The following is a 24,912-nucleotide window of genomic DNA, read 5'->3' as shown; positions in this document are numbered from 1 at the left end:
TTATGCACTCCATATATCTATCTATAGAATATAAGGGCAATATTGCCAATTTCAAGGGTTTTTGAGCCCTTTTTCACTCGAATTTGACCCATTTTGACCTGGCTTGTTTACCTCCTAGAATGCTCTGACGGCACGTACTATGCCGGCATAACAAACCGTCTAGAGCATCGCCTAGAAGCTCACAACTCAGGGCAAGGCGCTCGCTATACAAGAGCTCGCAGACCAGTTGTCCTTTTAGCTACACAAGAACACCCGGATCGATCTGAAGCCTCAAAGGCAGAGATCAAATTAAAGCAACTTCCCCGTTCTGAAAAGTTGGCATTCTTTAAAAACAAAAACCACCCTTGAGGGTGGTTGGTTTGCTATTTACTTGAATTTTAGAAAGCATCTTTTACACGTTCGATCGCATAGATTTCTCTTAAATGCAGAGCTTGATAAGCCACCCGATCTTTAAATAATCCCGTAATCGTTTCAGAGCCAGGTGAAAAATTTCTCATAACGTCTGCATTCAGGTTGTATATGGGCCAGTTTGCCTGACCACTCACATTTGGATTGCCGGTTTTGGCAAATGCTGCCCAACTAGTAGATAACCTCTCTGACATTACTTGATCCTGAGGGTTATTTTTATCCACAATCGGAAACCAGTCTTTTGGCCAGACATGCGTTTTCTTGAACCCAGCAATATCTTTTTCAATTCGATCGCATTGATTCACACCCGTTAAGGCCTGCTTAGGAGCTTGGGTTACTAACCCCAAGCTACCGAAGACATAAGGTATCTCGTAAGTATGAGGCGCACCCGGTAAAGCGGCTCGAATATTCTGAGTTAAGTAATCAAAGTAATAGGCATAGCCGGGGGCAATGCCATTCATGCTATTTGCCAATAATTTGGTACTGGCGCGATACATCAGATCCTGGATTACAAAAGAATTCAAAATGCATTTATCTTTTACATTGGCATAAAGCTGCTCAATAATCTTTGGGTCTTCGTGCACATTCTTCAAAAAGACATCTAAGGCAGGCTCGCCAGGCAACATGAAATCGCTATCAAATGAGTTTGTACCAATCATGAAAGGAACTTTTGCCTGCTTACCAGCGGCAAACAAAGGAATGGGGTCGCCCTTTAAAATCTGACCATCCACAAAAGGACCGCCAAACTCACCGGCATAGTAAGAGTTGCCATCAAGGATTAGTTTTTGAACTGGTAATTTTCTTAACTCGGCTAATGATTTTGCGCCAAGTGCAGCCATAAATTTAGCGCCTATATCCACTTCTGGTGTTAAGCCAAAACGCTTTTCAGTCATTCCCCTTAAAGGACTTTGTTGCGCACTTTGGGCAATCGCCTTATGGAACAGCCCCTTAGCTGCATCAGAAACCATTAACCAGGTCACACTTCTACCACCAGCTGATTGACCAAAGATTGTTACGTTATTGGGATCTCCCCCAAATGCTTCAATATTCTTTTTGACCCACTTTAAAGAGGCAATTTGATCCATGGTGCCGTAATTGCCTACTGGCTCACCCTTAGCTTTTGCTTCTTCAATCAACTCTTTTGAAGCAAAGAAGCCTAATGATCCAAGGCGATAGTCAACCGTAACAACGATGACACCATTCTTCACCAAATTGATTGGGGTGAACTGTGGATCTTTAGCGCCATCTACGATTAATCCGCCACCATGGAACCAAACCATGACTGGCAAATTCTTATTAGGTTTTGAGGGCGCAAAAACGTTGAGCTTTAAACAATCCTCACTACCTGGAAGCCCAAGACCATCGTTAAGATTTTTAATATATTGCTGCGGACAAGCACCACCAAACTTACTAGCATCACGTGTTCCACTCCAAGCAAGCGCTGGTTGTGGAGGGCGCCAACGCAGCTCACCCAACGGAGGGGCTGCATAAGGAACGTTTTTAAACGCCTGCATGTTGTGCTCGATCACACCTTGCAAGCTACCTGTTTCAATCTTAACAACAGGCCTCTCTGCGGCAGATACGCTGAAAGCAATAGTAGTCAACAGCAAGGCAACTAATTTATTCACTTGAAATCTCTCTTACGAAAAATGCAATACAAATTAGGATTTATTCCAACGCGCCATTGCAGCCTCGTCAGTCACGCGGGCATCCACCCAACGAGCACCCTCAGGTGTGTCTTCTTTTTTCCAAAATGGGGCTGCTGTTTTTAAGTAGTCCATGATGAACTCGCAGGCAGCAAAAGCTTCTCCCCTATGAGCGCTAGTAACCGCAACCAGAACAATTTGATCCTCGGGTAGGAGCGGACCCACTCGATGAATCACTAGAGTTTGATAGATGTCCCAACGCGCTTTAGCCTGGTCCAAAATTTCTTGCAACGCTTTTTCAGTCATGCCAGGGTAGTGCTCCAGCGTCATGCCTTTCACTTGGCTACCGTCATTCATATCCCGGACCGTTCCCAGGAAAGACACCACCGCACCAACACGTGGATCATTCTTACGAAGCGCCCCTATTTCAGCACTAAGGTCGAAATCGTTTTCCTGAATACGAATAGATGAATTGGACATACTAGCCGCCGGTCACCGGAGGAAAGAAAGCTACTTCAGCACCATCTTGCAATGGAGTACCAGCATCAACCATGTGTTGATTAAGGGCACAGCGCAATACCTTACCTTCAGCCAATACTTCAGACCAAGGGTTGCCGCGCTCAATGAGATGCTCCCGAAGTTCGGCAATCGTCTTCACTGTTGCAGGAACAGTGACACTCTCTTGCGAGAGACCAAGCGCTTCACGCAATGAGGCAAAGAATCGTAATTCAAGTTTCATGAGTTAATCGTAAACCGATTATTTGAGAAGCGCATCAAAAGGAATGTATTTCACCAAATCACCAGCTTTGATTGGCTGATTTGGCGGACAATCAACCAAACCATCACCCCAAGATGCGCTAGTAAGAACGCCTGAGCTTTGATTAGGAAATAAATCCAGACCGCCTTGATCATTGATTTTGACCCGCAAGAACTCATTGCGACGATCGGCTTTTAGCCAATCAAAGTCAGCACGCATTAAATACGATTGAGGGAGTTTGGCTTCGCGTCCTTGCAGCTTCAAAATAAAAGGGCGAACAAACAATAAGAAGGTCACAAAACTAGAAACTGGATTACCAGGTAGGCCAATAAACCAAGCCTCACCGTCTATTGACTCATTTGATTTGCGTACCGCTCCAAATGCCAGAGGCTTTCCAGGCTTGATTGCGATTTGCCACAGATCCAATCTTCCTTCCACAGTCACCGCAGGTTTAATGTGGTCTTCTTCACCAACGGAGACACCACCGGAGGTAATAATTAAATCGTGATCTTTGCTTGCTTTACGCAATGCTTCACGAGTTGCGTCCAAACGATCGGGAACAATACCTAAATCCGTTGCATCGCAACCCAGGGACTTCAAGCAGGCTAATAAGGTATCGCGATTCGAGTTGTAGATGCCTCCTGGCTTTAAGGGCTCGCCTGGAAGTGCTAACTCGTCACCTGTAAAGAATGCAGCCACCTTTACACGACGCTTAACATTGAGGTGAGTTTGGCCTGCTGAAGCAGCCATACCCAACTCTTGCGGGCGCAAGAATGTACCAGCGACCAGACATGTCTTACCCGCCGTTAAATCCTCACCTCTACGACGAATCCACTGACCCAACGTCGGAGCAATATTGATAGTCACTTGATCGGACTGACCATCAACCGTGCAATCTTCTTGCATCACTACCGCATCAGCACCGGGAGGAACTGGGGCGCCCGTGAAAATTCTGGCAACTGTGCCGGGCTCTAATAGCACTCCTACTGAACCAGCTGGAATGCGTTGCGCAATCTTGAGCGCTTGACCTGGAGTTGCAGTATCCGCACAGCGAACAGCATAACCGTCCATTGAGGTGTTATCCAGCGGCGGAACATCCACCAAGCTTTTTAAGTCTTCAGCAAGCACCCTTCCCAAAGCGGCTTGTGTATTGACCTTCTCACTCTCTTTGACCGCTACTGCATGAGAGAGTAAATGGTCTAAGGCCTGCTGCGCTGTCAACATCGGTGGCTTAGTCATAAGGTGATTCCTGATTGCTTAAAGCTTTGGGTTAAATCAATTAACCAAGATGCGTAGTAATGAAAGCTTTAACTTGATCTACATCAGCGTCAATATCCTCTACGCGCTGCGGCTTCGATTTAATATCTTTAAAAGCAGGCGGGCACTCGGCGGGACGAGCTAGAGCAAGCTCAATCGTCTCTTCAAACTTAATGGGTAATGCCGTCTCAAGGACGATCATTGGAATACCCGCTTGTAAGTGCTCACGTGCAACTTTCACGCCATCAGCGGTATGCGTATCAATCATGACGCCATAGCGCTGATCAACATCACGAATAGTTGCAAGGCGATTCTCATGTGTACTGCGACCTGATTGGAAGCCGTACTTACCAATTTCTTTAAAAACAGTATCTTTGGAAATGTCAAAGCCGCCAGCCACATCCACTTGCTTAAACATAGCAGCAGTTGCTTTGCCATCTTGACCCATGAAATCAAATACGAAGCGTTCAAAGTTGCTCGCTTTAGAGATATCCATAGATGGGCTGGAGGTATGCAGCGTTTCCGCTGACTTGCGAGCGCGATAGACGCCAGTTCGGAAGAACTCGTCAAGAACGTCATTCTCGTTGGTAGCAACAATTAAATGTTCGATGGGCAAACCCATCATGCGGGCAATGTGTCCGGCACAAACATTACCAAAATTGCCTGATGGCACAGTAAATGAAACCTTCTCATTACTAGATTTGGTAGCCAATAAATAACCTTGGAAGTAGTAAACCACTTGAGCCACTACACGACCCCAGTTAATGGAGTTCACGGTACCAATCTGATTCTTCGCTTTAAAAGCATGATCATTACTGACCGCCTTCACGATATCCTGGCAATCATCAAAGACGCCCGCTACCGCTAAGTTGAAAATATTCGGATCTTGCAAGGAATACATTTGTGCAGATTGGAATGCACTCATCTTGCCGCGCGGTGAAAGCATAAACACCTTTACACCCTCTTTACCGCGCATTGCATATTCTGCAGCACTGCCAGTATCGCCAGAAGTTGCGCCCAAAATATTGAGATGCTGGCCTTTTTTCTTAAGAGCGTATTCAAACAGATTGCCAAGCAACTGCATGGCCATATCTTTAAAGGCTAATGTTGGTCCATTTGAGAGACTCAATAAACCAATACGTGTACCCTTTTCCTCACCCAACCAATGTATTGGGGTAATGTCTTTGGCGTTGTCTTGTGGACGTCCATTGCAATACACCTGCTCGGTATAAGTTTTACGCAAGAGTGCGCGTAAGTCTGCCTCAGGAATATCGTCACAATAAAGACTTAATACTTCATAAGCTAAATCGGCATATGACAAACCACGCCATGAATCCAATTGTGCTGCAGTGATCTTTGGGTATTGGACAGGCAAATACAAGCCGCCATCAGGCGCCAATCCACCTAACAAAATTTCTAAGAAGGATTGTTGCGGACTATTGCCGCGAGTAGATTGGTAACGCATGTATTTTGCTGAATTTAACTTAAGACAAATTTTCTAAACGGATCTTCACCACTTCACCGGCAACAGTTTTGAGAGCTTGAATCTCCTTAATTGCAGCAAGCATGTTCTTTTCTTTGGTTTCGTGAGTCAAAGCTACTAAATCCGTTTGACTCTCACCTTCGTCAGCTTCTTTTTGCAAGAGCGCATCGATTGAAACACCATGTGAAGCCAAAATTTTGGTGATGTCAGCCAAGACGCCGGCTTGATCGGCCACGCGCAAGCGTAGGTAATAACTAGTAGTGATCTCGCCGATTGGCAATACAGGGGTGTCCTGCACAGCATTTGCCTGGAAGGCCAAATATGGAACACGATGCTCAGGATCTGCATTTAATAAGCGGGTGATGTCAACCAAGTCAGCGATTACAGCAGAAGCAGTTGGCTCAGAACCCGCGCCTTTACCGTAATACAAGGTGGTGCCAACTGCATCACCAAATACTTGCACGGCATTCATGGCGCCCTCAACGTTTGCAATTAAACGCTTAGATGGAATGAGTGTTGGGTGTACGCGCAATTCAACACCGATTGGTGTTTTCTTAGCAATACCTAGCAACTTAATGCGATAGCCTAATTGCTCGGCGTATTTAATATCAATCGCATCTAACTTAGTGATGCCTTCAACGTGTGCTTTTTCAAACTGCATTGGAATGCCAAATGCAATCGCACTCATGATGGTCGCTTTATGCGCTGCGTCTACGCCTTCAATATCAAAAGTTGGGTCTGCCTCCGCGTAGCCTAAGCGTTGCGCTTCTTTCAGAACTGTTTGAAAATCCAAACCTTTGTCTCGCATCTCAGACAAGATGAAATTCGTTGTGCCATTAATGATGCCGGCAATCCATTCGATGCGGTTGGCAGTTAAGCCCTCGCGCAAAGCTTTAATAATGGGGATACCACCTGCAACTGCAGCCTCAAAAGCCACCATCACACCTTTGGCATGTGCTGCTTTAAAAATCTCATTGCCGTGTACCGCGATCAATGCCTTATTGGCTGTCACTACGTGCTTACCAGCGGCAATCGCTTCTAGAACTAAGTCCTTAGCAATTCCATAACCACCAATCAATTCAACAACGATATCAATCTCTGGGTTATTAATTACTGCGCGGGCATCACTCACCACTTGTGCGCGATCCTTCACCAACTCTTTGGCACGATCTACATTGAGATCAGCAACGGTATTAATACGAATACCACGGCCAGCGCGACGAGTAATCTCATCCTGGTTACGTTCGAGAACGGTGAATACGCCACCACCAACAGTGCCAATACCTAATAGACCTACTTGAATCGGTTTCATGATGCCTTTGCTGCAGTTGAGGAAGCCTTACGGCTGTGCTTATTACGATAACGCTCCAGAAAACGTGCGAGACGGCCAATAGCCTCCTTAAGCACATCTTCGTGAGGCAAGAACACTACACGGAAGTGGTCAGGCTTGCCCCAGTTAAAACCAGAGCCCTGTACTAACAATACTTTTTCTTCCTTCAGAAGATCGGCAACAAACTGCTGATCATCTTCTATTGGATATACCTCAGGATCCAGCCTTGGAAATAGATACAAAGCTGATTTAGGTTTCACGCAAGTCACACCCGGAATATCAGTAATCAATTTCCATGCGAGATCACGTTGTTTTGCAAGACGACCACCGTCGCCCACCAAGTCATTAATACTTTGATAACCACCTAGTGCAGTTTGAATTGCATATTGGCCTGGCACGTTTGCACACAAGCGCATCGAAGCCAGCATATTCAGACCTTCAATGTAATCACGGACCATTTCTTTATCACCAGAAACAATCATCCAGCCAGCGCGGTATCCACATGAACGGTAATTCTTGGATAGGCCGTTAAAGGTGATAGTGACTACATCTGTCGATAAAGACGCAAGAGAAATATGCTTCTCACCGTCATACAACATCTTGTCGTAAATCTCATCAGCAAACAAAATCAAACCGTGTTCGCGGGCAATCTGCGTCAGCTCAAGCAAAACTTCTTTGGAATAAATTGCGCCAGTAGGATTGTTGGGATTAATCACCACAATTGCTTTGGTGCGAGGTGTAATTTTTTTACGCAGATCATTTAAGTCTGGAGCCCAATCTTTGGATTCATCACAAAGATAGTGCACAGGCGTGCCACTCGATAAACTCACTGCAGCTGTCCATAACGGATAGTCTGGAGTTGGGACCAATACTTCATCGCCATCATTTAATAGCGCATTCATCGACAGCACGATGAGCTCAGAAACGCCATTGCCGGTATAGACGTCATCCAAGGTCACACCCTGGATACCCTTTTCCTGGCAATACTGCATGATTGCTTTACGAGCAGAAAAGATTCCTTTGGAATCGGAATATGCTGAGGCATTACTTAAATTGCGGATCATGTCCAACTGAATCTCTTCAGGAGGATCAAAACCGAAAACCCCTACGTTTCCGATGTTTAATTTGATGATTTTGTGACCCTCTTCCTCCATGCGCTGAGCAAGCTCGAGCACCGGCCCACGTATGTCATAACAGACGTTATCGAGCTTTTGGGACTTTCGGATTGGTTTCACAATAAATTAAAGGGTAAGTTCTTGAAATATGAGAAAAAACAGCTAGCTATAATCCACATAATTATGACAGAGAGTCCACTTGAAGCTTCAATCTGACCCCCATTCCGGAGCGAATACGATCACTGGCTACGGCGATGGTTACGTAGAGATCAATAAGACTCCTTACGCCCATGCTGTTGTCCTGAGCTCGGATGGTGCCATCTCAGAGTGGTCAGCCCAGTCATTTGATAACTTGGAAGCCCATCACTTCTCGCAACTCGTTGATTTAAAACCAGAATTAATTCTTATTGGGACTGGAAAACACCAGCGCTTTCCCAAACCAGAACTCCTAAAAGCTCTGATTTCCGCCAAAATTGGCTTTGAAATCATGGATTCTCAAGCCGCCTGCCGTACTTACAACATTCTGGTGGGTGAAGGACGTCAAGTCTTACTGGCCCTGATTGTGGAGCCTGTTTAATGCAATTTGGCCAAATTCGGCAGTCATCAGCCCTCCATCCGGGCAAGATTTTGCTCTTGGTCATCATTTACGCCCTGCTCTGGTTTGGCACTCTCAACTACCGCCACCTCATTCCATCAGACGAGGGACGCTATGCAGAAATTGCTCGAGAAATGCTGGTCACCGGCGATTGGATTACACCGCGTTACAACGGCTATAAGTATTTTGAAAAACCACCACTACAAGCTTGGGCAACTGCAGCAGCTTTTCAAGTATTCGGTATTGGTGATTGGCAAGCGAGATTGTGGACTGCATTAACAGGCTTTCTGACTATTCTCTTAGTTGGATTTACTGGTGCCCGAATTTATAACGCCAGAGCGGGATGGTTAGCAGCGGTGGTATTAGCTTCAAGCCCAATGTGGATCATCAGCGGCCACTTCAATTCATTAGATATGGGCTTGTCTGCTTTTTTGGTGGCTGCTCTGTGTAGCTTATTACTCTCCCAAACTTCCCACAACAAAAACAGTTGCCGAAATTGGATGTGGGCTTGCTGGATATTTATGGCGCTCGCCACTTTATCGAAAGGCGTTATTGGTGCAGCGATTCCCGCGATGGTATTTATTGCTTACTCCATTAGCACCTGGGACTGGAAAATATGGACTCGACTACGCTTGATTAGCGGAACTATTTTGTTCTTAGTAATCACCTCCCCTTGGTTTTTTTTGGTAACGCAGCGCAATCCTGAATTTTTAGAATTCTTCTTCATTCATGAGCATCTACAACGCTTCACACAAGATGCCCACAGCAGAACTGGTCCTATTTATTACTTTGTACCACTGCTGTTAATTGGATTGCTTCCTTGGGTACTTCAAATCCCCGGAGCCATGGCGCAAGCCTGGAGCGAACGCCGCCGCGAGTTTTCTGCTGGGTGGTTGCTGGTCTGCTGGTTTGTCGTGATCTTTGCGTTCTTTAGTGTTTCGCGTTCTAAATTACCTGGCTACATCATCCCCATCTTCCCGGCCCTTGCTCTCATTATTGGCAACCGTTTAGATCGCTTGCTCGGTCACACTAATACCATGGCGGTGCCATGGAAATTACAAACGCTTGGCTTTGCGCTTCTTGGTTGTATTGGGTTTTTCTTTTTAGATGCCATTGGTAAGCAAGCTAGGCCTGATGAGATTGAGGCTTATGCACAATATACACACTGGGTAATTGCTGCATTGGTAGCGTTAGTTATTTTTGGCATTTATGCCTCTTGGCAAAGTAAGCGCAATGGCATTCAAAGTATTGTAAGTTTTGCATGTGGATTTTTTCTTTGCGCCATCATTGCGGGAACTGGTCACGAGACTTTAGGTCGCGCAGTCTCCGGTATCGATTTAGTTGAACGTGTAAAAGCTTCCATTCCTGAAAAAGTCAATTTCTATTCAGTGCGACTCTTGGATCACACCGTGCCATTCTATTTAGGTAGAACTATGATCATGGTGGAGTCTCCAGATGAGCTCGAGTTTGGCGTTAAGCAAGAACCAGATCTCTGGATGCCTACTCTAGATGCATTTATTGCGCGCTGGAAGGAAGATCAAACAGCCTATGCCCTCATGGTTCCAGAGCAATTTGAGGCGTTGAAGGCTCAAAACTTTCCAATGCAAGAAGTCGACCGCGATTCTCGTAGGGTAATCGTGAGGCACCCGGAAGCTTCGCAGTAAGTCATTAAAGTAATATAAGTCATCATGTCAGACTCTCGCCAGCCATTCATCCCCTTCACCCGCCCAAGCTTCAATCAAGAAACGATTGATGCAGTTTCAGAAGTATTGCGTTCTGGCTGGGTGACCTCAGGCCCTAAGTTGGCAGAGTTTGAAGCCAGCTTAAGCACCTACTTTGGCGGTCGCCCTGTACGCTGTTTTGCTAACGGCACAGCAACTATGAAGATTGCACTTCAAGTCGCAGGCATTGGTGAAGGTGACGAGGTCATTACAACGCCTATTTCTTGGGTGGCAACATCGAACGTCATTTTGAGCGTTGGTGCTAAACCGGTGTTTGTTGATATTGATCCGGTCACACGCAATATTGATCTCAGCAAAGTATCGACAGCAATTACATCCAAGACTCGCGCCATCATGCCAGTCTATTTAGCCGGCCTGCCTGTCGATATGGATCAACTTTACGCATTAGCCAAACAACATGATCTGCGCGTGATCGAAGATGCCGCACAAGCCTTTGGGTCTCTGTGGAAAGGCAAGAAGATTGGTAGCTTTGGCGACTTAGTCAGCTTTAGCTTTCAGGCGAATAAGAATCTCACCACTGTTGAAGGTGGTTGCCTTGTTCTCAATAATGCAGATGAGGCAAAGCTTGCTGAGAAATTTCGCCTACAAGGATTAACCCGCCAGGGTATGGACGGTATGGACGTCGATGTATTGGGCGGCAAAGATAATTTGACTGATGTGAATGCGGCAATTGGTCTTGAGCAACTCAAGCAACTTCCCTCATATCAAGCACGTCGTACTGCCTTAGCTAAACAGTACTTTGAAGTCATTCGTTCTGAATTAAATACATCCGGACTAAATCATTTAAAGCTAGAGCTTCCGGTAGAAAATTTTACTGATAGCAACTGGCATATGTTTCAAGTGGTATTGCCACTTGATCAGCTCAATACAGATCGCTCCCAAGTCATGTCGGAGTTAAAAGATCTAGGTATCGGCACCGGCGTTCATTACCCCGCCATAACTGGTTTTACGCTGTACAAAAACCAAGGCTACAAAACATCCGATACGCCAATCGCAGAGCGCATAGGAAAATCCATCCTCACTCTCCCCTTGTTTCCTGCAATGGGAGATGAGGATATTGGCCGCATAGCCAGGGGTTTGGTAGGAATTTTGCTGAAATACCGCAAAAACTAGTGTTATTAGGGCTAAGCCCAGAGAATCAGGCAAAATTGCAGCATGACTGCCAATTTAGTTGCCAACCCAACACTCAGTATTGTTATTCCCGTTTACAACGAGGAAGATGGCCTCCAGGCTCTATTTGATCGCCTCTATCCCGCTTTAGATGCACTAGCAGCTAAACGCAAAATCACCTATGAAGTTGTATTTGTGAATGATGGCAGCAAAGATCGCTCCGCCGGCATTCTTTCTAAGCAAGTGGAATTACGTCCCGACGTCACTCGAGCAGTTTTATTTCACAGCAACTTTGGTCAACATATGGCGATCATGGCTGGCTTTGAGTACGCCAAAGGTGAATACATCATTACCTTGGATGCGGACTTACAAAATCCCCCTGAAGAAATTGATGCTTTGACAGAGCAATTATTAAAAGGTCATGACTACGTTGGCACTATTCGCGCCGATCGTCAGGACAGCTTCTTTAGAAAATTTGCATCCCGTGCGATGAATCGCTTACGTGAAAACATCACCCGCATCACGATGACTGATCAAGGCTGCATGCTGCGTGGCTATAGTCGTCGCATTGTTGATTTGGTTCGTCAATGTGATGAGAGTAATACTTTTATTCCGGCGCTGGCCTATACCTTTTCTGCTAACCCAGTGGAAATTTCGGTGAAACACGAAGAGCGTTTTGCAGGTGAATCTAAGTACACCCTGTATCAACTCATTCGTTTGAACTTTGACTTGGTTACCGGCTTTTCAATCATGCCGCTGCAGATCTTTTCGATTCTCGGCATGCTCTTATCCCTTGCTGCTGGCAGCCTTTTCGCCTATCTACTAGTGCGTCGCTTCGTTCTAGGCGCTGAGGTTGAGGGTGTCTTTACCCTCTTTGCGCTGACCTTCTTCCTAATTGGTGTCATGCTCTTTGGGCTTGGTCTTTTAGGTGAGTATATTGGTCGCATCTATCAGCAAATTCGCAAACGTCCTCGTTATGTTGTGCAAACTGTTTTAGAGAAAAAATAATTGCGCGCAGTTGTCTTTGCTTATCACGACGTTGGCGTCAATTGCCTCAAAGCACTTCTCGATGCCGGCATACAAATCGATCTTGTAATTACTCACCAAGATGACCCCAATGAAAATGTTTGGTTTGGGAGCGTAGCAAAGTTATGTGCTGATAAAAATATTCCGTACATCACACCAGCGGCTAATGAGTTGCAGGATTTAATACCGAAACTGCAGACCCTTGCACCCGACTATATTTTTTCCTTCTACTATCGCTTCATGATTCCGGAGCAGATACTGAAGTGCGCAAAAATTGCTGCGCTCAACATGCATGGCTCACTTCTACCAAAATATCGTGGGCGTGCGCCAGTGAATTGGGCCATCCTTCATGGTGAAACTGAAACAGGCGCTACCTTACATGTCATGGAGGCAAAGCCGGATGCAGGAGATATTGTTGGGCAAGCAGCCGTCGTTATCGGCTCAGATGAAACTGCTACTGATGTATTTGGCAAAGTGAGCCAAGCTGCCGTGACCGTCATTAAGCAAGCTTTGCCCAGCCTGTTAGAGGGCAAAGTTCCTCGAAAGCCTAATGAACTCCAAAAAGGTAGTTATTTTGGCGGTAGAAAGCCCGCAGATGGTCAAATTCACTGGAATCAGACTGCCAAACAGGTTCATGACCTCGTTAGAGCAGTTGCGCCCCCATATCCAGGCGCCTTTACGGATCATGACAATAAGACCATGATCGTCGCCCGTACTAGCCTAAACGGACCATTTCCAGTCAATCTCGATCTTGGGGTTTGCGGCATCCAAGTGGTTGATAATCGGGTATTCGGCATTTGCGGCGACCGCCAAGTAGTAGAAATCTTGGAATGGTTTCCAGCAAGCAAATAAATTAGATTAAAACGAGGCAGTAAAGATGAAAAAAGTACTCATTCTTGGCGTTAACGGTTTTATTGGTCACCACCTTTCAAAGCGCATTCTCGAGACAACCGACTGGGATGTCTATGGAATGGATATGCAAAACGATCGCCTTGGTGACTTAATTAATCATCCACGTATGCATTTCTTTGAAGGTGATATCACCATCAACAAAGAATGGGTTGAGTATCACATTCGTAAATGTGATGTCATTCTGCCTTTAGTTGCGATTGCCACACCTGCAACTTATGTACAGCAACCTCTCAAAGTGTTTGAGCTCGACTTCGAAGCCAACCTTCCGATCGTGCGCTCCGCAGTCAAATACAAAAAGCATTTGGTGTTCCCATCCACTTCTGAAGTGTATGGAATGTGTGAAGATAGTGAATTCGATCCAGCCAAATCTAATATGGTTTACGGCCCAATCAATAAGCCACGCTGGATCTACGCTTGCTCCAAGCAGTTAATGGATCGCGTGATTTGGGGTTATGGCATGGAAGGTCTGCGCTTCACCCTCTTCCGCCCATTTAACTGGATTGGCCCAGGTCTTGATAGTATTTACACACCAAAAGAAGGCTCTTCACGTGTAGTGACTCAGTTCTTGGGTCATATTGTTCGCGGCGAATCCATCAACGTGGTTGACGGTGGTGCCCAGAAGCGCGCCTTTACTTATGTTGACGATGGTATCGACGCCTTAATGCGCATCATCGATAACAAAGATGGTGTTGCAAATGGCAAGATCTACAACATCGGCAATCCAAAGAACAATCACTCTATTCGTGAACTAGCGAATCAGATGTTAGAAATCGCTCGTAGCATTCCCGAATACGCTAAGACTGCGAATGAAGTGAAGATTGTAGAAACTACATCTGGCGCTTACTACGGTGAAGGCTATCAAGATGTTCAGAACCGTGTTCCGGCGATTGACAACACAATGAACGAACTGGGTTGGAAGCCAACTACCACGATGTCTGATGCGCTCAAGAATATTTTTGAAGCGTATCGTGAAGATGTAGAAAAAGCGCGCACCTTAGTCGATAAAGAATAAATAAATTTAAGGGTTCATGGCTAAGATTGCTCTCAAGGTTGATGTTGATACCTTACGCGGCACCAAAGAAGGTGTACCCAATCTAGCTCGTACTCTAGAACGTTTTGGACTCAAAGCGACCTTTCTCTTTAGTCTTGGCCCTGATCACACTGGCTGGGCCTTAAAGCGTGTATTCCGCCCAGGTTTTCTAAAAAAAGTAAGTCGCACCTCTGTTGTAGAACACTACGGCATTAAGACCTTGCTCTATGGCGTTCTGCTACCAGGACCGGATATTGGCAAGAAAGCTGCAGTAGAAATGCGTGCCATTGATCAAGCTGGCCATGAGACGGGTATTCATACCTGGGATCACGTTGCCTGGCAAGATGCAGTGCGTACTAAAAATCCGCAATGGACAAAGTCCATGATGCAAAAAAGCTGGGATCGCTTTGTAGAAATTTTTGGTCATGCACCAGTGACTTATGGTGCTGCTGGTTGGCAAATGAATGAGGCAGCTTTTGAGCAGCTCGATCAATGGGGCATTGCTTATTCCTCTGATGGCAGAGCAGAACCAAACCTCATGCCCTATCGACTTAATCTGTCTTCAGGTAAAGCTAAGCATGTCCAATATCCGACAACACTCCCCACTTTTGATGAGTTGATTGGCATCGACGGTGCAGATGAATTTGGTGCAGTGAAAAAGCTTTTAGAGATTACCCAAAGCAACCCTAACGACCAAGTCTTCACCCTGCACGCTGAACTAGAAGGGCAAAAGCTGTTGCCTGCCTTTGAACAGCTATTGGCTGGATGGCTAAATCAAGGCCATGATCTAGTTACTATGGGTCAACTTCACAAATCCTGGGAAGCCACTAAACAACTCGATAAAATAGCTGTATTACCGCTTACATGGGGTGAAATACCTAACCGCAGCGGCGATTTAATCATTCAAAATAATTAATAATCCATTAAGCATTAGAGACAACCAAAGAAGGATCATCATGACAGTAGCTATCGGTAAACCTATGCCGCAGTGCGCGATTCCAGCAACCTCTGGATTGACGTTTTCACCTGCGTCTGCCAAAGGCAAAAAACTGGTTCTCTACTTTTATCCAAAAGATATGACTCCTGGCTGCACAGCCGAGTCCGGAGAATTTAGAGACAATATTGAAGCATTCACCAAAGCTAATACTCTGGTGGTAGGGGTTTCCCGAGATAGCCTCAAGTCACACGATAACTTCCGCAGCAAATTGCAGCTCCCTTTCGAGCTAGTTGCCGATACCGAAGAAAAACTTTGCCAGATCTTTGGTGTGATGAAAATGAAGAATATGTATGGCAAACAAGTCCGCGGTGTAGAGCGCAGCACCTTCTTATTTGACTCCTCCGGAAATCTGGTTAAAGAGTGGCGTGGACTTAAAGTTCCAGGTCATGTGACAGAAGTATTACAAGCAGCCCAAGTCACCAAATAATTTTTTACAACAATTTGTTCTGAGGTGCTTGCAAACCCCAAAATTTGGGGTAAAGTGATTCATATGCACCGTAAACGACGGGAAAGTCTGACAATCCGTTTGAATCAGAAACCTGAATACCTCAGATCAGGTGCGGAGAGTAACCCCCTCCGTTTTTTAAGTCTCGATGCAATCAGTTTCGTAATAAACCGTCAATGCACTCCGCTTGGCGGTTTTTTCTTTTAGGAGAGTCCATGCCACTGCCCCCAATCCCCACTCAAATTGCTGATCAAGTAAAACTCAGTCGCAAAGATACTCCTGACTTAAAGAAGCGCCCTGCTCCAGCAAAACCAGTGGTAGTAGAAGCAGTTGATTGGACCAATGATGCTGAAGAAGATTTAACTGAGGCAGAAGTAGCTCTCGAAAAAATTAAGGCGGATCATCGCCCTCTTCGTAATGAGCGCAATGAAAGTAAAGCGCCAGCTCCAGCAAAACCAAAGCGCGTAATCCGCACTGGACCACCCAGCCTGTTTGTCTTAGACACTAACGTGCTAATGCATGATCCAAGCTCCCTATTCCGCTTCTCAGAGCATGACCTGTATTTACCGATGACCACTCTAGAAGAGCTGGATAACCATAAAAAAGGGATGACTGAGGTTGCGCGTAATGCTCGTACTGTCAGCAGATCTCTAGATCAGCTTATTGCTGGCACCAGCGGCACTTTGGATGATGGTATTCCACTCAATAAATTAGGCAACCAAGATGTCACAGGTCGCCTATTTTTCCAGACTAAGTTAACTACACAGGCTTTGCCAGAGGGCTTACCTGAAGGCAAAGGTGACAACCTTATTCTGGCAGTCGTTAGTGAGCTGCAAAAAACACGTAAGGGTCAAGAAGTTGTGCTGGTATCTAAAGATATCAACATGCGCATTAAAGCCCGTGCACTTGGCTTGCCTGCTGAAGATTACTTCAATGACCAAGTATTAGAAGATCGTGATCTCATGTATGCCGGCGTGATGACATTGCCAGCAGATTTTTGGCCTAAGCATGGCAAGGATATGGAGAGCTGGGCAGACTCCAAATCTGGCACGATGTTCTACCGAGTGACTGGTCCGTCTGTAAATAGCATGCTGGTAAATCAATTTGTTTATCAAGAAAATCCTGATGGTTCCACACCTTTCTATGCCCAAGTCAAAGAAATTAATGGCAAAACTGCTCTCTTACAAACTTTAAGAGACTTCTCACATCAAAAGAACAATGTCTGGAGTGTTACTGCACGTAACCGCGAGCAAAACTTTGCCATGAACTTGCTCATGAATCCAGACGTAGACTTTGTAACTTTGCTTGGGCAAGCGGGAACAGGAAAAACCTTGCTGGCATTAGCAGCAGGCCTTGAACAGGTACTTGATAGTAAGCGTTATAACGAGATCATCATCACCCGCGCTACAGTACCTGTTGGCGAAGACATTGGCTTCCTACCGGGCACCGAAGAAGAAAAAATGCAGCCTTGGATGGGTGCATTTGACGATAACCTCGAAGTTTTGCAGCGCAATGATGATGGAGCTGGCGAATGGGGTCGTGCTGCCACTCAAGAACTTATTCGCTCGCGCATTAAAGTGAAAAGCATGAACTTCATGCGAGGCAGAACTTTCGTAAGTAAGTTTGTCATCATTGATGAAGCACAAAACCTCACACCAAAACAAATGAAGACACTGGTTACCCGCGCTGGCCCAGGAACCAAAATTGTTTGCTTAGGTAATATTGCCCAGATCGACACCCCATACTTAACTGAAGGATCTTCCGGCCTCACTTATGTGGTTGATCGCTTTAAAGGATGGCGTCACGGCGGTCACGTGACTCTGGCTCGCGGCGAACGCTCTCGTCTTGCGGATCATGCAGCTGACGCTCTCTAAGCAGCACTCTTCATGCCGCACTCTTCTAGGGTGCGGCATTTTTATTTGCAGCTTACTCATCCTAAGCGGATGCAGCACATTCAGTAGTAAATCTAGTCCATCAACTAAAGTAGTTCAATTTAAACAAGATACTAGTGTTGGCACCGAAGATATTTCGATTGCTGCAGTAGGATTGGTAGACGTCCCCTACCGTTATGGTGGCAATACCCCTAAAGGTGGATTTGATTGCAGTGGGCTGATTGTTTACGTCTATAACAAAGCGGCAGGGATCAAGCTACCCCGGACTATTCAGCTCATGAGCAGCAAAGGCAGAAGTATTGATGGACAACCGCCAGCGCCAGGCGACCTAGTTTTCTTTAATACCACTGGCGAGAAATATTCTCATGCGGGCATCTATGTGGGCCAGGGCAGATTTGTCCATGCTCCAAGTGCTGGCGGCACTGTACGTCTTGACTACATTACCTCACCTTATTGGGCAGCAAAGTTCACTGAAGCCCGGAGAATGGTGCCTTAATGGCTTCATACTTTAAGGCTAATAGCACTTTCCCTATCTTATATAAAAGCCTAATTTTGATTACAGTAATCTATCAACTGAAGTACTTAATTAAGGAATCTCCATGAAAAAAATTATCGTCGCTTTAAGTATTGCACTGAGCTTTGCGCTTCCCACTTATGCATTTGCTGATCAAGCCGCTTGTGAAGCTAAAGCCGTGAGCAAAGATGGCAAGCCACTCTATGGTGCAGCTAAAGATGCATCCATTAAGAAATGTATGGGTGATACAAAACCAAATGATTGTGAAGCTAAAGCCGTGAGCAAGGATGGCAAGCCACTCTATGGCGCAGCTAAAGATGCATCCATTAAGAAATGCATGGGCGGCAAATAAGGTTGCTGACATAGCTTGATATATTCAGTGCATTAAAAAAGCCTCACACTGTGAGGCTTTTTGTTTGTCCGTTTACTCTTCTATGAAGTTTTTTGATTATTTCTTGAATTAGAACGGCTCGTAACCACCAGAAGAGTAGCCAATAGATCCCATTGCTAAGTTATCAAACTTGGTATACGGACCTTGCCAGCTTAAGCGCACAGTGCCGATTGGGCCGTTACGCTGCTTACCAATAATAATCTCAGCTACCCCCTTATCGGTTGTAGTGTCTGGGTGATATACCTCATCACGATAGATAAACATAATCAAGTCAGCATCTTGTTCAATCGCGCCTGATTCACGTAAGTCAGACATGATTGGACGCTTATTAGGACGTTGCTCAAGACCACGGTTCAACTGAGAGAGCGCCACTACTGGACACTGCAATTCTTTTGCAAGCGACTTAAGGGAGCGAGAGATTTCTGAAATCTCAGTTGCTCGGTTTTCCGATCCTGAACCACTCATCAACTGCAAGTAGTCAATCACTACCAAACCAAGTGTGCCCCCAAAATTTCTGGCGATACGACGTGCACGTGCGCGCAACTCTAAGCTTGATAAAGAACCAGTCTCATCAATCAAAATTTGGGTATTACTTAAACGGGCTATGGCATCAGTGACGCGTGGCCACTCATCATCTTGCAACTTACCAGTACGCATACGACCTTGGTCAACGCGCCCAACAGATCCCAATAGACGGGCAGCTAATTGTTCGCCTGACATCTCCATGGAGAACACAACGACTGGCAAGCCTTCAGCAAGCGCAACGTTCTCAGCAATATTCAATGCGAATGCAGTCTTACCCATCGAAGGACGCCCAGCAACAATTACAAGGTCGCCTTTTTGTAGGCCACTAGTTTGCTTATCTAAATCTAAGAAGCCAGTTGCAATGCCGGTAATGTCGCTACCGCCTTGACGGTTATAGAGCTCATCAATACGCGCAACAACAGCTTTAAGCAAAGGTTCAATCTCAAGATAGTCGGCTTTGCGACTACCCTCTTCACCAATCTGAAGAATGCGTGACTCAGCTTCATCCAACAGGGTTCTGACAGTGCGCCCCTCTGGAACGAATGCAGAATTTACAATGCTGTCTGAAACTTCGATCAAGCGACGCAAAATACTGCGGTCACGAACAATGTCGGCATAGCCTTTAATATTCGCTGCACTAGGTGTGTTTTGCGCTAAAGAATTGAGATAGTCAATACTGACTAAGTCGCCGCCCTGTTCAGACTTCACAGCGTCGTAAACAGTAATTACATCAGCAGGATGATTGTCGCCAACTAAACGAGCAATAACCTTGTAGATCAGAGCATGCTCAGGGCGATAGAAATCTTTATCGTTTAATACTCCGCCAAGGTTGTCCCAAGAGGAGTTATCAATAAGTAGACCGCCGAGCAGAGATTGCTCGGCTTCTACTGAATGCGGTGGAACTTTTAAAGCCTGCACGACTGCATCCCCAGAACCTATCATGCCGGGATTCAGCGTAACGGAACGTGAACGGGATTCAGCCATGAGGCTAGTTTACAGACTTAACTTAAGCTTGCTCGCCAACTACACGAATAGTGATGTCTGTAACTACGTCGGTATGAACAGCAACCGCTACAGGGTGATCACCAACCATTTTCAATGGGCCAGTAGGCATGCGAACTGAAGACTTCTCAATTGTGAAGCCTTTAGCTTTCAAAGCATCAGCGATGTCATGATTGGTTACAGAACCAAACAAACGACCGTCAACACCTGCTTTTTGACCGATTTCGAGAACCAAGTCTTTGAGCTTGATGCCAACTGCTTCAGCAGCAGCCAATTTCTCAGCAGCCAATTTCTCCAACTCAGCACGACGTACTGCAAAGTCAGCAATGGCTGCTTCAGTCGCACGACGAGCTTTACGTTGTGGGATTAAGAAGTTACGAGCGAAACCGTCTTTAACGCGAACGATGTCGCCGAGGTTGCCCAGGTTTGTTACTTTTTCTAAAAGAATGATTTGCATTGAGGGCTCCTAATTATTTCTTGTGTTGATCGGAGAATGGCAACAAAGCCAAGTAACGAGCACGCTTGATAGCAGTGTCTAATTGACGCTGATACTTTGCTTTTGTGCCTGTCAAACGAGCAGGAGTGATCTTGGCGTTTTCGCCAATGAAGTCCTTCAATGTATCTACATCTTTGTAATCAATCTGTTCTACGCCAGCAACAGTGAAACGGCAATAACGCTTACGCTTGAACAATGGGTTCTGAGCTGGTTTCTTTTTGAAATCGGGTTTCTTTCCAAACGCCATGATGATTTCCTCTTTAATTTTTCAATTGAATATGGGTAATATGGAAAACAAGTCTTTGATTACGTAGAGTCTTGGGTGCTAAGAATCCCTCAAACACTGCCTCAGTTCCTAAATCCATTCGCTCTAGATCCTTTTGTATCGGACCGATTGTGATGGCTTCAACGTTCATCTGAATTTTCCTCGCTACTCCTACCTCGTTTGCCTGGCCGCTATGTTCTAGCTGACAATGCATCACCGGTATTCCTGCTGGTGTAAATCGAATCGCGTCTTTAGATACCAAGATTGCAGTTAGGGTGAAATGATTCAACGCCGCTCCGCTTCTCTGATACGTTTTCTAGTCTGTGTATTCCTCTTCAAATTTCTAACTTAGGCTGCCGCTACAGGAGCGTCGGCTTGAGCTGATTTGCGCGCTTCTTCGCGTTGCACTTCTTTCATCATGATGGAAGGCTCTGTTTCAGCTTTCTTAGTCTTGATAATGAGGTGACGCAAAACAGCATCGTTAAATTTGAACGCATGCTCGAGCTCTTCCAGAGTTTTCTGGTCGCACTCAATGTTCATGCAAACGTAATGGGCTTTAGCAAGCTTGTCGATCATGTAAGCCATCTGACGACGACCCCAGTCTTCCATACGATGAATTTTGCCGCCCGCAGCTGCTAATGTAGCTTTGTAACGATCGATCATCGCTGGCACTTGCTCGCTTTGGTCCGGATGGACGATAAAGACGATTTCATAATGACGCATCAAACACTCCTTAAGGATTAAGTCACCTGGGCGTCTTGCTAAGTTCTGATGGTTGTGAACTCAGCGCCAGTGTGACAAGGTAGTAACAAATTGTAGGTAGTACTTACAACACTTTTACAGCCGCTTTTCAGCGCTTACCGAATAACAGGCAAGACCGCTATTCTAGCAAAAAAATCCTGCCAAGTCAGGGATTTACCAGCGGCCTGAGCATGTTTTTCAGCATTGAGAGCTAATTGAAGCGCAATTCTGGCTCTGGGTGCCGAAAGACTGCCGGACGCCAAGCATCCAGAGATATCCTTTTCAGGGAGATTGGGAACGGTTTCTCCCGCCCCGGTTCTTGTAGTTCGCACCAGAGCAATCCCATGCTTGACTGCCGCCACCAGAGAATCCCTCCAGGCATCATGAAAGCCCCCCATGCCTGTACCGGCAAGCACTAGACCCTTTACTTTGGAGCTTAGCCATTGGGTAATCGTCTCTGCACGAGCGCCAGCATGACTAGTCAATATTTCTACCCAAGGCCATTCATTCTCCTTAGGAATCGGCAAATCCTCTACCCAAAGGGCTTGAACCGCCTTTACCCCAGAAAGCCAAGAAGGATTAATCAACCCAACTGAGCTGCTTGGAGACCCCTGAATGGGTGCATTTAAGGCGCTACCGTGTCGTTTGGCTAAATCCATAGCTAAACAGCCTCTGCCATCCATAACGGCATAAATACCACCGGGGCAGTTATCGATTGGGGTAGATGCCCAGCGAATAGCGTCCAGCAAATTGGATGGGCCATCTGCTTTAGGCGCATTTGCCGGCAACATGGCGCCGGTCAAGATGACCCTCTTGCCTAAATTTTGAGCATTTTTACCGCAAGTCAGCTGTAAAAAGACGCCTGTTTCTTCGATAGTGTCAGTTCCGTGAGTGACCACTATGCCTTTAACCAAGGTATGAGCAAGGGACTCCTGAACAGCATCACCAAGTTGCGTTAACAAGGCTTCAGTCAAGTTGCGACTATTGATGTTGGCTAACTGCCTAGAAACGAGCTTGACGCCTTCGGGCACCGCAGATTGGATTTGGGCTAACAAGGAAGTAATTTCAACTTGGCCCGCTTCATACTCCATTGGCTTTTCTGTTGGGTGCGGCGCCAAACCTGCAATTGTGCCGCCCATGCCTAGCACCAGGATATGGGGTGAAGTTTCTAAATGGTTTTCAATTGAGCTCATACCCCATTATCCCCTCTAAATTGCTTGATATATCAAATACTGCTGTATACAATCCCAGTATGGACATAAACACAGTCGATTTTCCGGAGGAGCTGACTGCCCTCCCCAAGCTCACTCCACGTCAGAATGAGATTTTGGAGTTGATCACAAAAGCCATTGATGAGAGTGGCTTACCTCCAACTCGTGCAGAAATTGCAACACAACTTGGCTTTGCTTCTGCCAATGCCGCTGAAGAACATTTGCGTGCCTTAGCGAAGAAAGGCTATATCGAATTAACCCCGGGCACTTCACGCGGCATTCGTATTCCACAGCGATTTAATCAATCACACCACAGCAATAAATATCGCCAACTTTCTTTGCCATCAGGCGCTTTGCAACAACTGACTCTGCCATTGATCGGACGAGTTGCTGCTGGCTCTCCAATCATGGCGGTTGAACATATTGAGAAACAAGTTCCAATTGATCCAAGTCTGTTTAGTAAAGGCGCTGATTACTTATTAAAAGTAAAAGGGATGAGCATGCGCGATGCGGGAATTTTGGATGGCGATTATTTGGCTGTCAGAAAAACAACTGAAGTTCGCAATGGCGATATTGTTGTTGCTCGTCTTGATGATGAAGTCACGGTGAAGCGTTGGCAGCAAAAGAAAACTGCTGATGGCATGGTCATTGAGTTACAAGCAGAGAATCCAGACTTCAAAAATATTTTGGTGGATAGCCGTCAACCTAACTTTGCGATTGAAGGTCAAGCAGTTGGTCTCATTAGGGCTGAAGGGCTTTAAGCTAGAGCCCCTAAAGCAAAAGGCCTCTTTTAAGAGGCCTTTTTTTATTTGCACTACCGAACGAATTACTTACGAGTTGGAGCAACCACGTTTGCATTTTTAGGCGAAGAAGTGATCACGATCACTGATTTTGGTCCGCCTAAAGATCCATCTACTATTTCAATAGTTGCAGTTCTATCACCTTTTGTGAAAACCAAGATGCTAGTTTTTGCTTTCACAGCAGTAACCGTTGTCCAACCAGCCTTTGGATATTCCGATTGGAAGAAAGCATAAACATCTGTTGAGCCTTGCAATGCATTAACGATTGCTCTACCAACCCACTCATTCCCACGACCGATAATGATCGAATCAGTGCCATTCAATCGCGCACCTTGTGGCAAGAGCATATCGCCCAATAACTGTGATTGAACTTCCTGCACCTCTTGAGGCGAGCCAGAAGGAGAGTCACCTGAGCTAGCGCACGCACCTAAGATCGCTGCCATAAATAATGCTAGGGCACTAACTTTGAGAGTTTGGGTTGTGATCATGTGTGTTTAATTTGATTAAGGTAGTTATCGCTTTTACTTGCAATAGTTAAAAGCATTTTAGGTGATGCCCCTAATTCGTCAAGACAAATTACTGGAGGCGCGTGAGGGAATCGAACCCCCGTACGAAGCTTTGCAGGCTCCTGCCTAACCACTCGGCCAACGCGCCATACTCTTGAATCAAAAATGGGAAGCTTTTTAGGGCTTCCCATCGAACTTGGAGCGGGAAAGGAGGTTCGAACTCCCGACCTATACCTTGGCAAGGTATCGCTCTACCAGCTGAGCTATTCCCGCATAACAGGGCGATAGTTTAACAAACAATCGCAAAGAAAGCATTATTCCCAAAAATGGGGGGATGTAATTACCTTGAAAACCCTATCCAGCTGGGCTTTTGAATACCTAGTCGATTTTTCCGGCTAACTGCGGCAACGCCTTTTTCATGTAATAGAACATCGACCAGAGCGTTAAAAATGAGGCAATCCAAATTAACCAAGTACCTACTTGCGCGCAATTTAACCAACCAAATAAGGTGTCATTGAGCAATAAAAATGGAATCGCTATAAGTTGAGCAGTCGTTTTCAGCTTACCAACCATATGAACGGCCACACTTTTCCCTGCGCCTAACAAAGCCATCCATTCCCTCAAAGCAGAAATAGTAATTTCACGTCCAATAATGATGAGTGCTACCCAAACTTGTACTCGATCCATATTGAGCAATACCAATAATGCTGCCGCAA

At 45.8% G+C, this 24,912-nt stretch carries 28 protein-coding genes and 2 tRNA genes; 13 read left to right on the top strand and 17 right to left on the bottom strand.

Annotated elements, in window-relative coordinates; genetic code table 11:
- The first annotated feature begins 93 nt into the window (after positions 1-93).
- The gene (locus ICN23_RS06680; RefSeq protein ID WP_068322262.1) at positions 94-348 is read left to right on the top strand and encodes a GIY-YIG nuclease family protein; all 255 of its coding nucleotides are present in this window, start codon (positions 94-96) and stop codon (positions 346-348) included.
- A gap of 29 nt (positions 349-377) precedes the next feature.
- Here the strand turns inward: ICN23_RS06680 and ICN23_RS06675 are convergent, their stop codons facing one another.
- From ICN23_RS06675 to ICN23_RS06645, 7 genes are read right to left on the bottom strand one after another with little or no spacing between them, the layout of a single operon-like run.
- Positions 378-2,036: a carboxylesterase family protein gene (locus ICN23_RS06675; protein ID WP_216231427.1), complete on the bottom strand. Its 1,659-nt coding sequence runs from the start codon at positions 2,034-2,036 to the stop codon at positions 378-380.
- A gap of 33 nt (positions 2,037-2,069) precedes the next feature.
- Positions 2,070-2,534 carry a molybdopterin synthase catalytic subunit MoaE gene (gene moaE / locus ICN23_RS06670; protein ID WP_216231426.1) on the bottom strand — a complete coding sequence of 155 codons (465 nt, stop codon included), beginning with the start codon at positions 2,532-2,534 and terminating at the stop codon, positions 2,070-2,072.
- A gap of 1 nt (position 2,535) precedes the next feature.
- A complete protein-coding gene (gene moaD, locus ICN23_RS06665; protein WP_216231425.1) occupies positions 2,536-2,793 on the bottom strand; it encodes a molybdopterin converting factor subunit 1 in 258 nt (85 codons plus the stop codon).
- Positions 2,794-2,811: 18 nt separating this feature from the next.
- Complete coding sequence (glp, locus tag ICN23_RS06660; protein WP_216231950.1) at positions 2,812-4,035, bottom strand: gephyrin-like molybdotransferase Glp; 1,224 nt, start codon at positions 4,033-4,035, stop codon at positions 2,812-2,814.
- Between the two features lie 55 nt (positions 4,036-4,090).
- Positions 4,091-5,533 (bottom strand): threonine synthase, encoded by a 1,443-nt coding sequence (thrC, locus tag ICN23_RS06655; protein ID WP_216231424.1) that lies wholly within the window; start codon positions 5,531-5,533, stop codon positions 4,091-4,093.
- 19 nt (positions 5,534-5,552) lie between these two features.
- On the bottom strand, positions 5,553-6,863 hold the full coding sequence (locus tag ICN23_RS06650; RefSeq protein ID WP_216231423.1) for a homoserine dehydrogenase: 1,311 nt from the start codon (positions 6,861-6,863) through the stop codon (positions 5,553-5,555).
- Complete coding sequence (locus ICN23_RS06645) at positions 6,860-8,116, bottom strand: pyridoxal phosphate-dependent aminotransferase (protein WP_215348581.1); 1,257 nt, start codon at positions 8,114-8,116, stop codon at positions 6,860-6,862. The genes ICN23_RS06650 and ICN23_RS06645 overlap by 4 nt, the downstream gene beginning before the upstream one ends.
- A 79-nt stretch (positions 8,117-8,195) precedes the next feature.
- Here ICN23_RS06645 and ICN23_RS06640 point away from each other — a divergent pair, with 79 nt between their 5' ends.
- From ICN23_RS06640 to ICN23_RS06590, 11 genes are all read left to right on the top strand, one after another.
- The gene (locus tag ICN23_RS06640; protein WP_216231422.1) at positions 8,196-8,573 is read left to right on the top strand and encodes an Mth938-like domain-containing protein; all 378 of its coding nucleotides are present in this window, start codon (positions 8,196-8,198) and stop codon (positions 8,571-8,573) included.
- Positions 8,573-10,255 carry a glycosyltransferase family 39 protein gene (locus tag ICN23_RS06635; protein ID WP_216231421.1) on the top strand — a complete coding sequence of 561 codons (1,683 nt, stop codon included), beginning with the start codon at positions 8,573-8,575 and terminating at the stop codon, positions 10,253-10,255. The genes ICN23_RS06640 and ICN23_RS06635 overlap by 1 nt, the downstream gene beginning before the upstream one ends.
- A gap of 24 nt (positions 10,256-10,279) precedes the next feature.
- Positions 10,280-11,446, top strand: coding sequence for a DegT/DnrJ/EryC1/StrS aminotransferase family protein (locus ICN23_RS06630; protein WP_216231420.1), 1,167 nt, complete (start codon positions 10,280-10,282; stop codon positions 11,444-11,446).
- A gap of 42 nt (positions 11,447-11,488) precedes the next feature.
- Positions 11,489-12,451 (top strand): glycosyltransferase, encoded by a 963-nt coding sequence (locus ICN23_RS06625; RefSeq protein ID WP_216231419.1) that lies wholly within the window; start codon positions 11,489-11,491, stop codon positions 12,449-12,451.
- Entirely contained in the window at positions 12,452-13,321 is an 870-nt protein-coding gene (locus ICN23_RS06620; RefSeq protein ID WP_216231418.1) for a formyltransferase, read from the top strand. It abuts the gene before it with no gap.
- A 25-nt stretch (positions 13,322-13,346) separates the two neighbouring features.
- Positions 13,347-14,393 carry a bifunctional UDP-4-keto-pentose/UDP-xylose synthase gene (locus ICN23_RS06615; RefSeq protein ID WP_216231417.1) on the top strand — a complete coding sequence of 349 codons (1,047 nt, stop codon included), beginning with the start codon at positions 13,347-13,349 and terminating at the stop codon, positions 14,391-14,393.
- 16 nt (positions 14,394-14,409) lie between these two features.
- The gene (locus ICN23_RS06610) at positions 14,410-15,327 is read left to right on the top strand and encodes a polysaccharide deacetylase family protein (RefSeq protein ID WP_216231416.1); all 918 of its coding nucleotides are present in this window, start codon (positions 14,410-14,412) and stop codon (positions 15,325-15,327) included.
- Between the two features lie 40 nt (positions 15,328-15,367).
- Positions 15,368-15,835 carry a peroxiredoxin gene (locus tag ICN23_RS06605; RefSeq protein WP_216231415.1) on the top strand — a complete coding sequence of 156 codons (468 nt, stop codon included), beginning with the start codon at positions 15,368-15,370 and terminating at the stop codon, positions 15,833-15,835.
- Positions 15,836-16,068: 233 nt separating this feature from the next.
- A complete protein-coding gene (locus tag ICN23_RS06600) occupies positions 16,069-17,727 on the top strand; it encodes a PhoH family protein (RefSeq protein WP_216231414.1) in 1,659 nt (552 codons plus the stop codon).
- Positions 17,708-18,241 carry a C40 family peptidase gene (locus ICN23_RS06595; RefSeq protein WP_216231413.1) on the top strand — a complete coding sequence of 178 codons (534 nt, stop codon included), beginning with the start codon at positions 17,708-17,710 and terminating at the stop codon, positions 18,239-18,241. The genes ICN23_RS06600 and ICN23_RS06595 overlap by 20 nt, the downstream gene beginning before the upstream one ends.
- A gap of 103 nt (positions 18,242-18,344) precedes the next feature.
- Positions 18,345-18,611, top strand: a complete 267-nt coding sequence (locus tag ICN23_RS06590) for a hypothetical protein (protein WP_216231412.1) — start codon at positions 18,345-18,347, stop codon at positions 18,609-18,611.
- Between the two features lie 108 nt (positions 18,612-18,719).
- Here the strand turns inward: ICN23_RS06590 and dnaB are convergent, their stop codons facing one another.
- The 6 genes from dnaB to ICN23_RS06560 all read right to left on the bottom strand — a co-directional run bounded on the left by dnaB (position 18,720) and on the right by ICN23_RS06560 (position 22,872).
- Positions 18,720-20,117, bottom strand: a complete 1,398-nt coding sequence (gene dnaB / locus ICN23_RS06585; protein ID WP_216231949.1) for a replicative DNA helicase — start codon at positions 20,115-20,117, stop codon at positions 18,720-18,722.
- 64 nt (positions 20,118-20,181) lie between these two features.
- Positions 20,182-20,634, bottom strand: a complete 453-nt coding sequence (gene rplI / locus ICN23_RS06580) for a 50S ribosomal protein L9 (protein WP_216231411.1) — start codon at positions 20,632-20,634, stop codon at positions 20,182-20,184.
- A 13-nt stretch (positions 20,635-20,647) separates the two neighbouring features.
- Positions 20,648-20,920: a 30S ribosomal protein S18 gene (gene rpsR / locus ICN23_RS06575; protein WP_011902267.1), complete on the bottom strand. Its 273-nt coding sequence runs from the start codon at positions 20,918-20,920 to the stop codon at positions 20,648-20,650.
- Between the two features lie 13 nt (positions 20,921-20,933).
- Positions 20,934-21,227 carry a primosomal replication protein N gene (gene priB / locus ICN23_RS06570; protein WP_072583120.1) on the bottom strand — a complete coding sequence of 98 codons (294 nt, stop codon included), beginning with the start codon at positions 21,225-21,227 and terminating at the stop codon, positions 20,934-20,936.
- 59 nt (positions 21,228-21,286) lie between these two features.
- Entirely contained in the window at positions 21,287-21,661 is a 375-nt protein-coding gene (gene rpsF, locus ICN23_RS06565) for a 30S ribosomal protein S6 (RefSeq protein ID WP_215361101.1), read from the bottom strand.
- A 134-nt stretch (positions 21,662-21,795) separates the two neighbouring features.
- Positions 21,796-22,872, bottom strand: a complete 1,077-nt coding sequence (locus tag ICN23_RS06560) for an asparaginase (RefSeq protein WP_216231410.1) — start codon at positions 22,870-22,872, stop codon at positions 21,796-21,798.
- 59 nt (positions 22,873-22,931) lie between these two features.
- Between ICN23_RS06560 and lexA the strand changes: the two genes are divergently transcribed.
- Positions 22,932-23,651 carry a transcriptional repressor LexA gene (gene lexA / locus ICN23_RS06555; protein ID WP_216231409.1) on the top strand — a complete coding sequence of 240 codons (720 nt, stop codon included), beginning with the start codon at positions 22,932-22,934 and terminating at the stop codon, positions 23,649-23,651.
- Positions 23,652-23,716: 65 nt separating this feature from the next.
- Here lexA and ICN23_RS06550 read toward each other — a convergent pair whose 3' ends face one another.
- From ICN23_RS06550 to ICN23_RS06535, 4 genes are all read right to left on the bottom strand, one after another.
- Complete coding sequence (locus ICN23_RS06550) at positions 23,717-24,178, bottom strand: hypothetical protein (RefSeq protein ID WP_216231408.1); 462 nt, start codon at positions 24,176-24,178, stop codon at positions 23,717-23,719.
- Between the two features lie 92 nt (positions 24,179-24,270).
- A tRNA-Cys gene (locus tag ICN23_RS06545) sits at positions 24,271-24,344 on the bottom strand.
- 49 nt (positions 24,345-24,393) lie between these two features.
- A tRNA-Gly gene (locus ICN23_RS06540) sits at positions 24,394-24,469 on the bottom strand.
- A gap of 105 nt (positions 24,470-24,574) precedes the next feature.
- Positions 24,575-24,912 (bottom strand): CDP-alcohol phosphatidyltransferase family protein (locus tag ICN23_RS06535; RefSeq protein WP_370624760.1); only part of this gene is annotated, 338 nt, incomplete at its 5' end.

This window comes from Polynucleobacter sp. MWH-Jannik1A5, from assembly GCF_018881795.1.
Classification (GTDB): domain Bacteria; phylum Pseudomonadota; class Gammaproteobacteria; order Burkholderiales; family Burkholderiaceae; genus Polynucleobacter.
The sequence above is the reverse complement of the archived record's forward strand: the minus strand, read 5'-3'. Positions and strand labels throughout refer to the sequence as shown.

Excerpts from the sequence above, each read along its gene's own strand:
- ICN23_RS06595 (WP_216231413.1), top strand. The coding sequence starts at position 17,708 with ATGCAGCTGACGCTCTCTAAGCAGCACTCTTCATGCCGCACTCTTCTA.
- moaE (WP_216231426.1), bottom strand. The coding sequence starts at position 2,534 with ATGTCCAATTCATCTATTCGTATTCAGGAAAACGATTTCGACCTTAGT.
- ICN23_RS06560 (WP_216231410.1), bottom strand. The coding sequence starts at position 22,872 with ATGAGCTCAATTGAAAACCATTTAGAAACTTCACCCCATATCCTGGTG.
- dnaB (WP_216231949.1), bottom strand. The coding sequence starts at position 20,117 with ATGATAGGTTCTGGGGATGCAGTCGTGCAGGCTTTAAAAGTTCCACCG.
- ICN23_RS06625 (WP_216231419.1), top strand. The coding sequence starts at position 11,489 with ATGACTGCCAATTTAGTTGCCAACCCAACACTCAGTATTGTTATTCCC.
- rplI (WP_216231411.1), bottom strand. The coding sequence starts at position 20,634 with ATGCAAATCATTCTTTTAGAAAAAGTAACAAACCTGGGCAACCTCGGC.
- ICN23_RS06550 (WP_216231408.1), bottom strand. The coding sequence starts at position 24,178 with ATGATCACAACCCAAACTCTCAAAGTTAGTGCCCTAGCATTATTTATG.
- ICN23_RS06630 (WP_216231420.1), top strand. The coding sequence starts at position 10,280 with ATGTCAGACTCTCGCCAGCCATTCATCCCCTTCACCCGCCCAAGCTTC.
- ICN23_RS06635 (WP_216231421.1), top strand. The coding sequence starts at position 8,573 with ATGCAATTTGGCCAAATTCGGCAGTCATCAGCCCTCCATCCGGGCAAG.
- ICN23_RS06590 (WP_216231412.1), top strand. The coding sequence starts at position 18,345 with ATGAAAAAAATTATCGTCGCTTTAAGTATTGCACTGAGCTTTGCGCTT.
- rpsF (WP_215361101.1), bottom strand. The coding sequence starts at position 21,661 with ATGCGTCATTATGAAATCGTCTTTATCGTCCATCCGGACCAAAGCGAG.
- ICN23_RS06605 (WP_216231415.1), top strand. The coding sequence starts at position 15,368 with ATGACAGTAGCTATCGGTAAACCTATGCCGCAGTGCGCGATTCCAGCA.
- glp (WP_216231950.1), bottom strand. The coding sequence starts at position 4,035 with ATGTTGACAGCGCAGCAGGCCTTAGACCATTTACTCTCTCATGCAGTA.
- thrC (WP_216231424.1), bottom strand. The coding sequence starts at position 5,533 with ATGCGTTACCAATCTACTCGCGGCAATAGTCCGCAACAATCCTTCTTA.
- ICN23_RS06600 (WP_216231414.1), top strand. The coding sequence starts at position 16,069 with ATGCCACTGCCCCCAATCCCCACTCAAATTGCTGATCAAGTAAAACTC.
- moaD (WP_216231425.1), bottom strand. The coding sequence starts at position 2,793 with ATGAAACTTGAATTACGATTCTTTGCCTCATTGCGTGAAGCGCTTGGT.
- ICN23_RS06610 (WP_216231416.1), top strand. The coding sequence starts at position 14,410 with ATGGCTAAGATTGCTCTCAAGGTTGATGTTGATACCTTACGCGGCACC.
- ICN23_RS06650 (WP_216231423.1), bottom strand. The coding sequence starts at position 6,863 with ATGAAACCGATTCAAGTAGGTCTATTAGGTATTGGCACTGTTGGTGGT.
- lexA (WP_216231409.1), top strand. The coding sequence starts at position 22,932 with ATGGACATAAACACAGTCGATTTTCCGGAGGAGCTGACTGCCCTCCCC.
- ICN23_RS06615 (WP_216231417.1), top strand. The coding sequence starts at position 13,347 with ATGAAAAAAGTACTCATTCTTGGCGTTAACGGTTTTATTGGTCACCAC.
- rpsR (WP_011902267.1), bottom strand. The coding sequence starts at position 20,920 with ATGGCGTTTGGAAAGAAACCCGATTTCAAAAAGAAACCAGCTCAGAAC.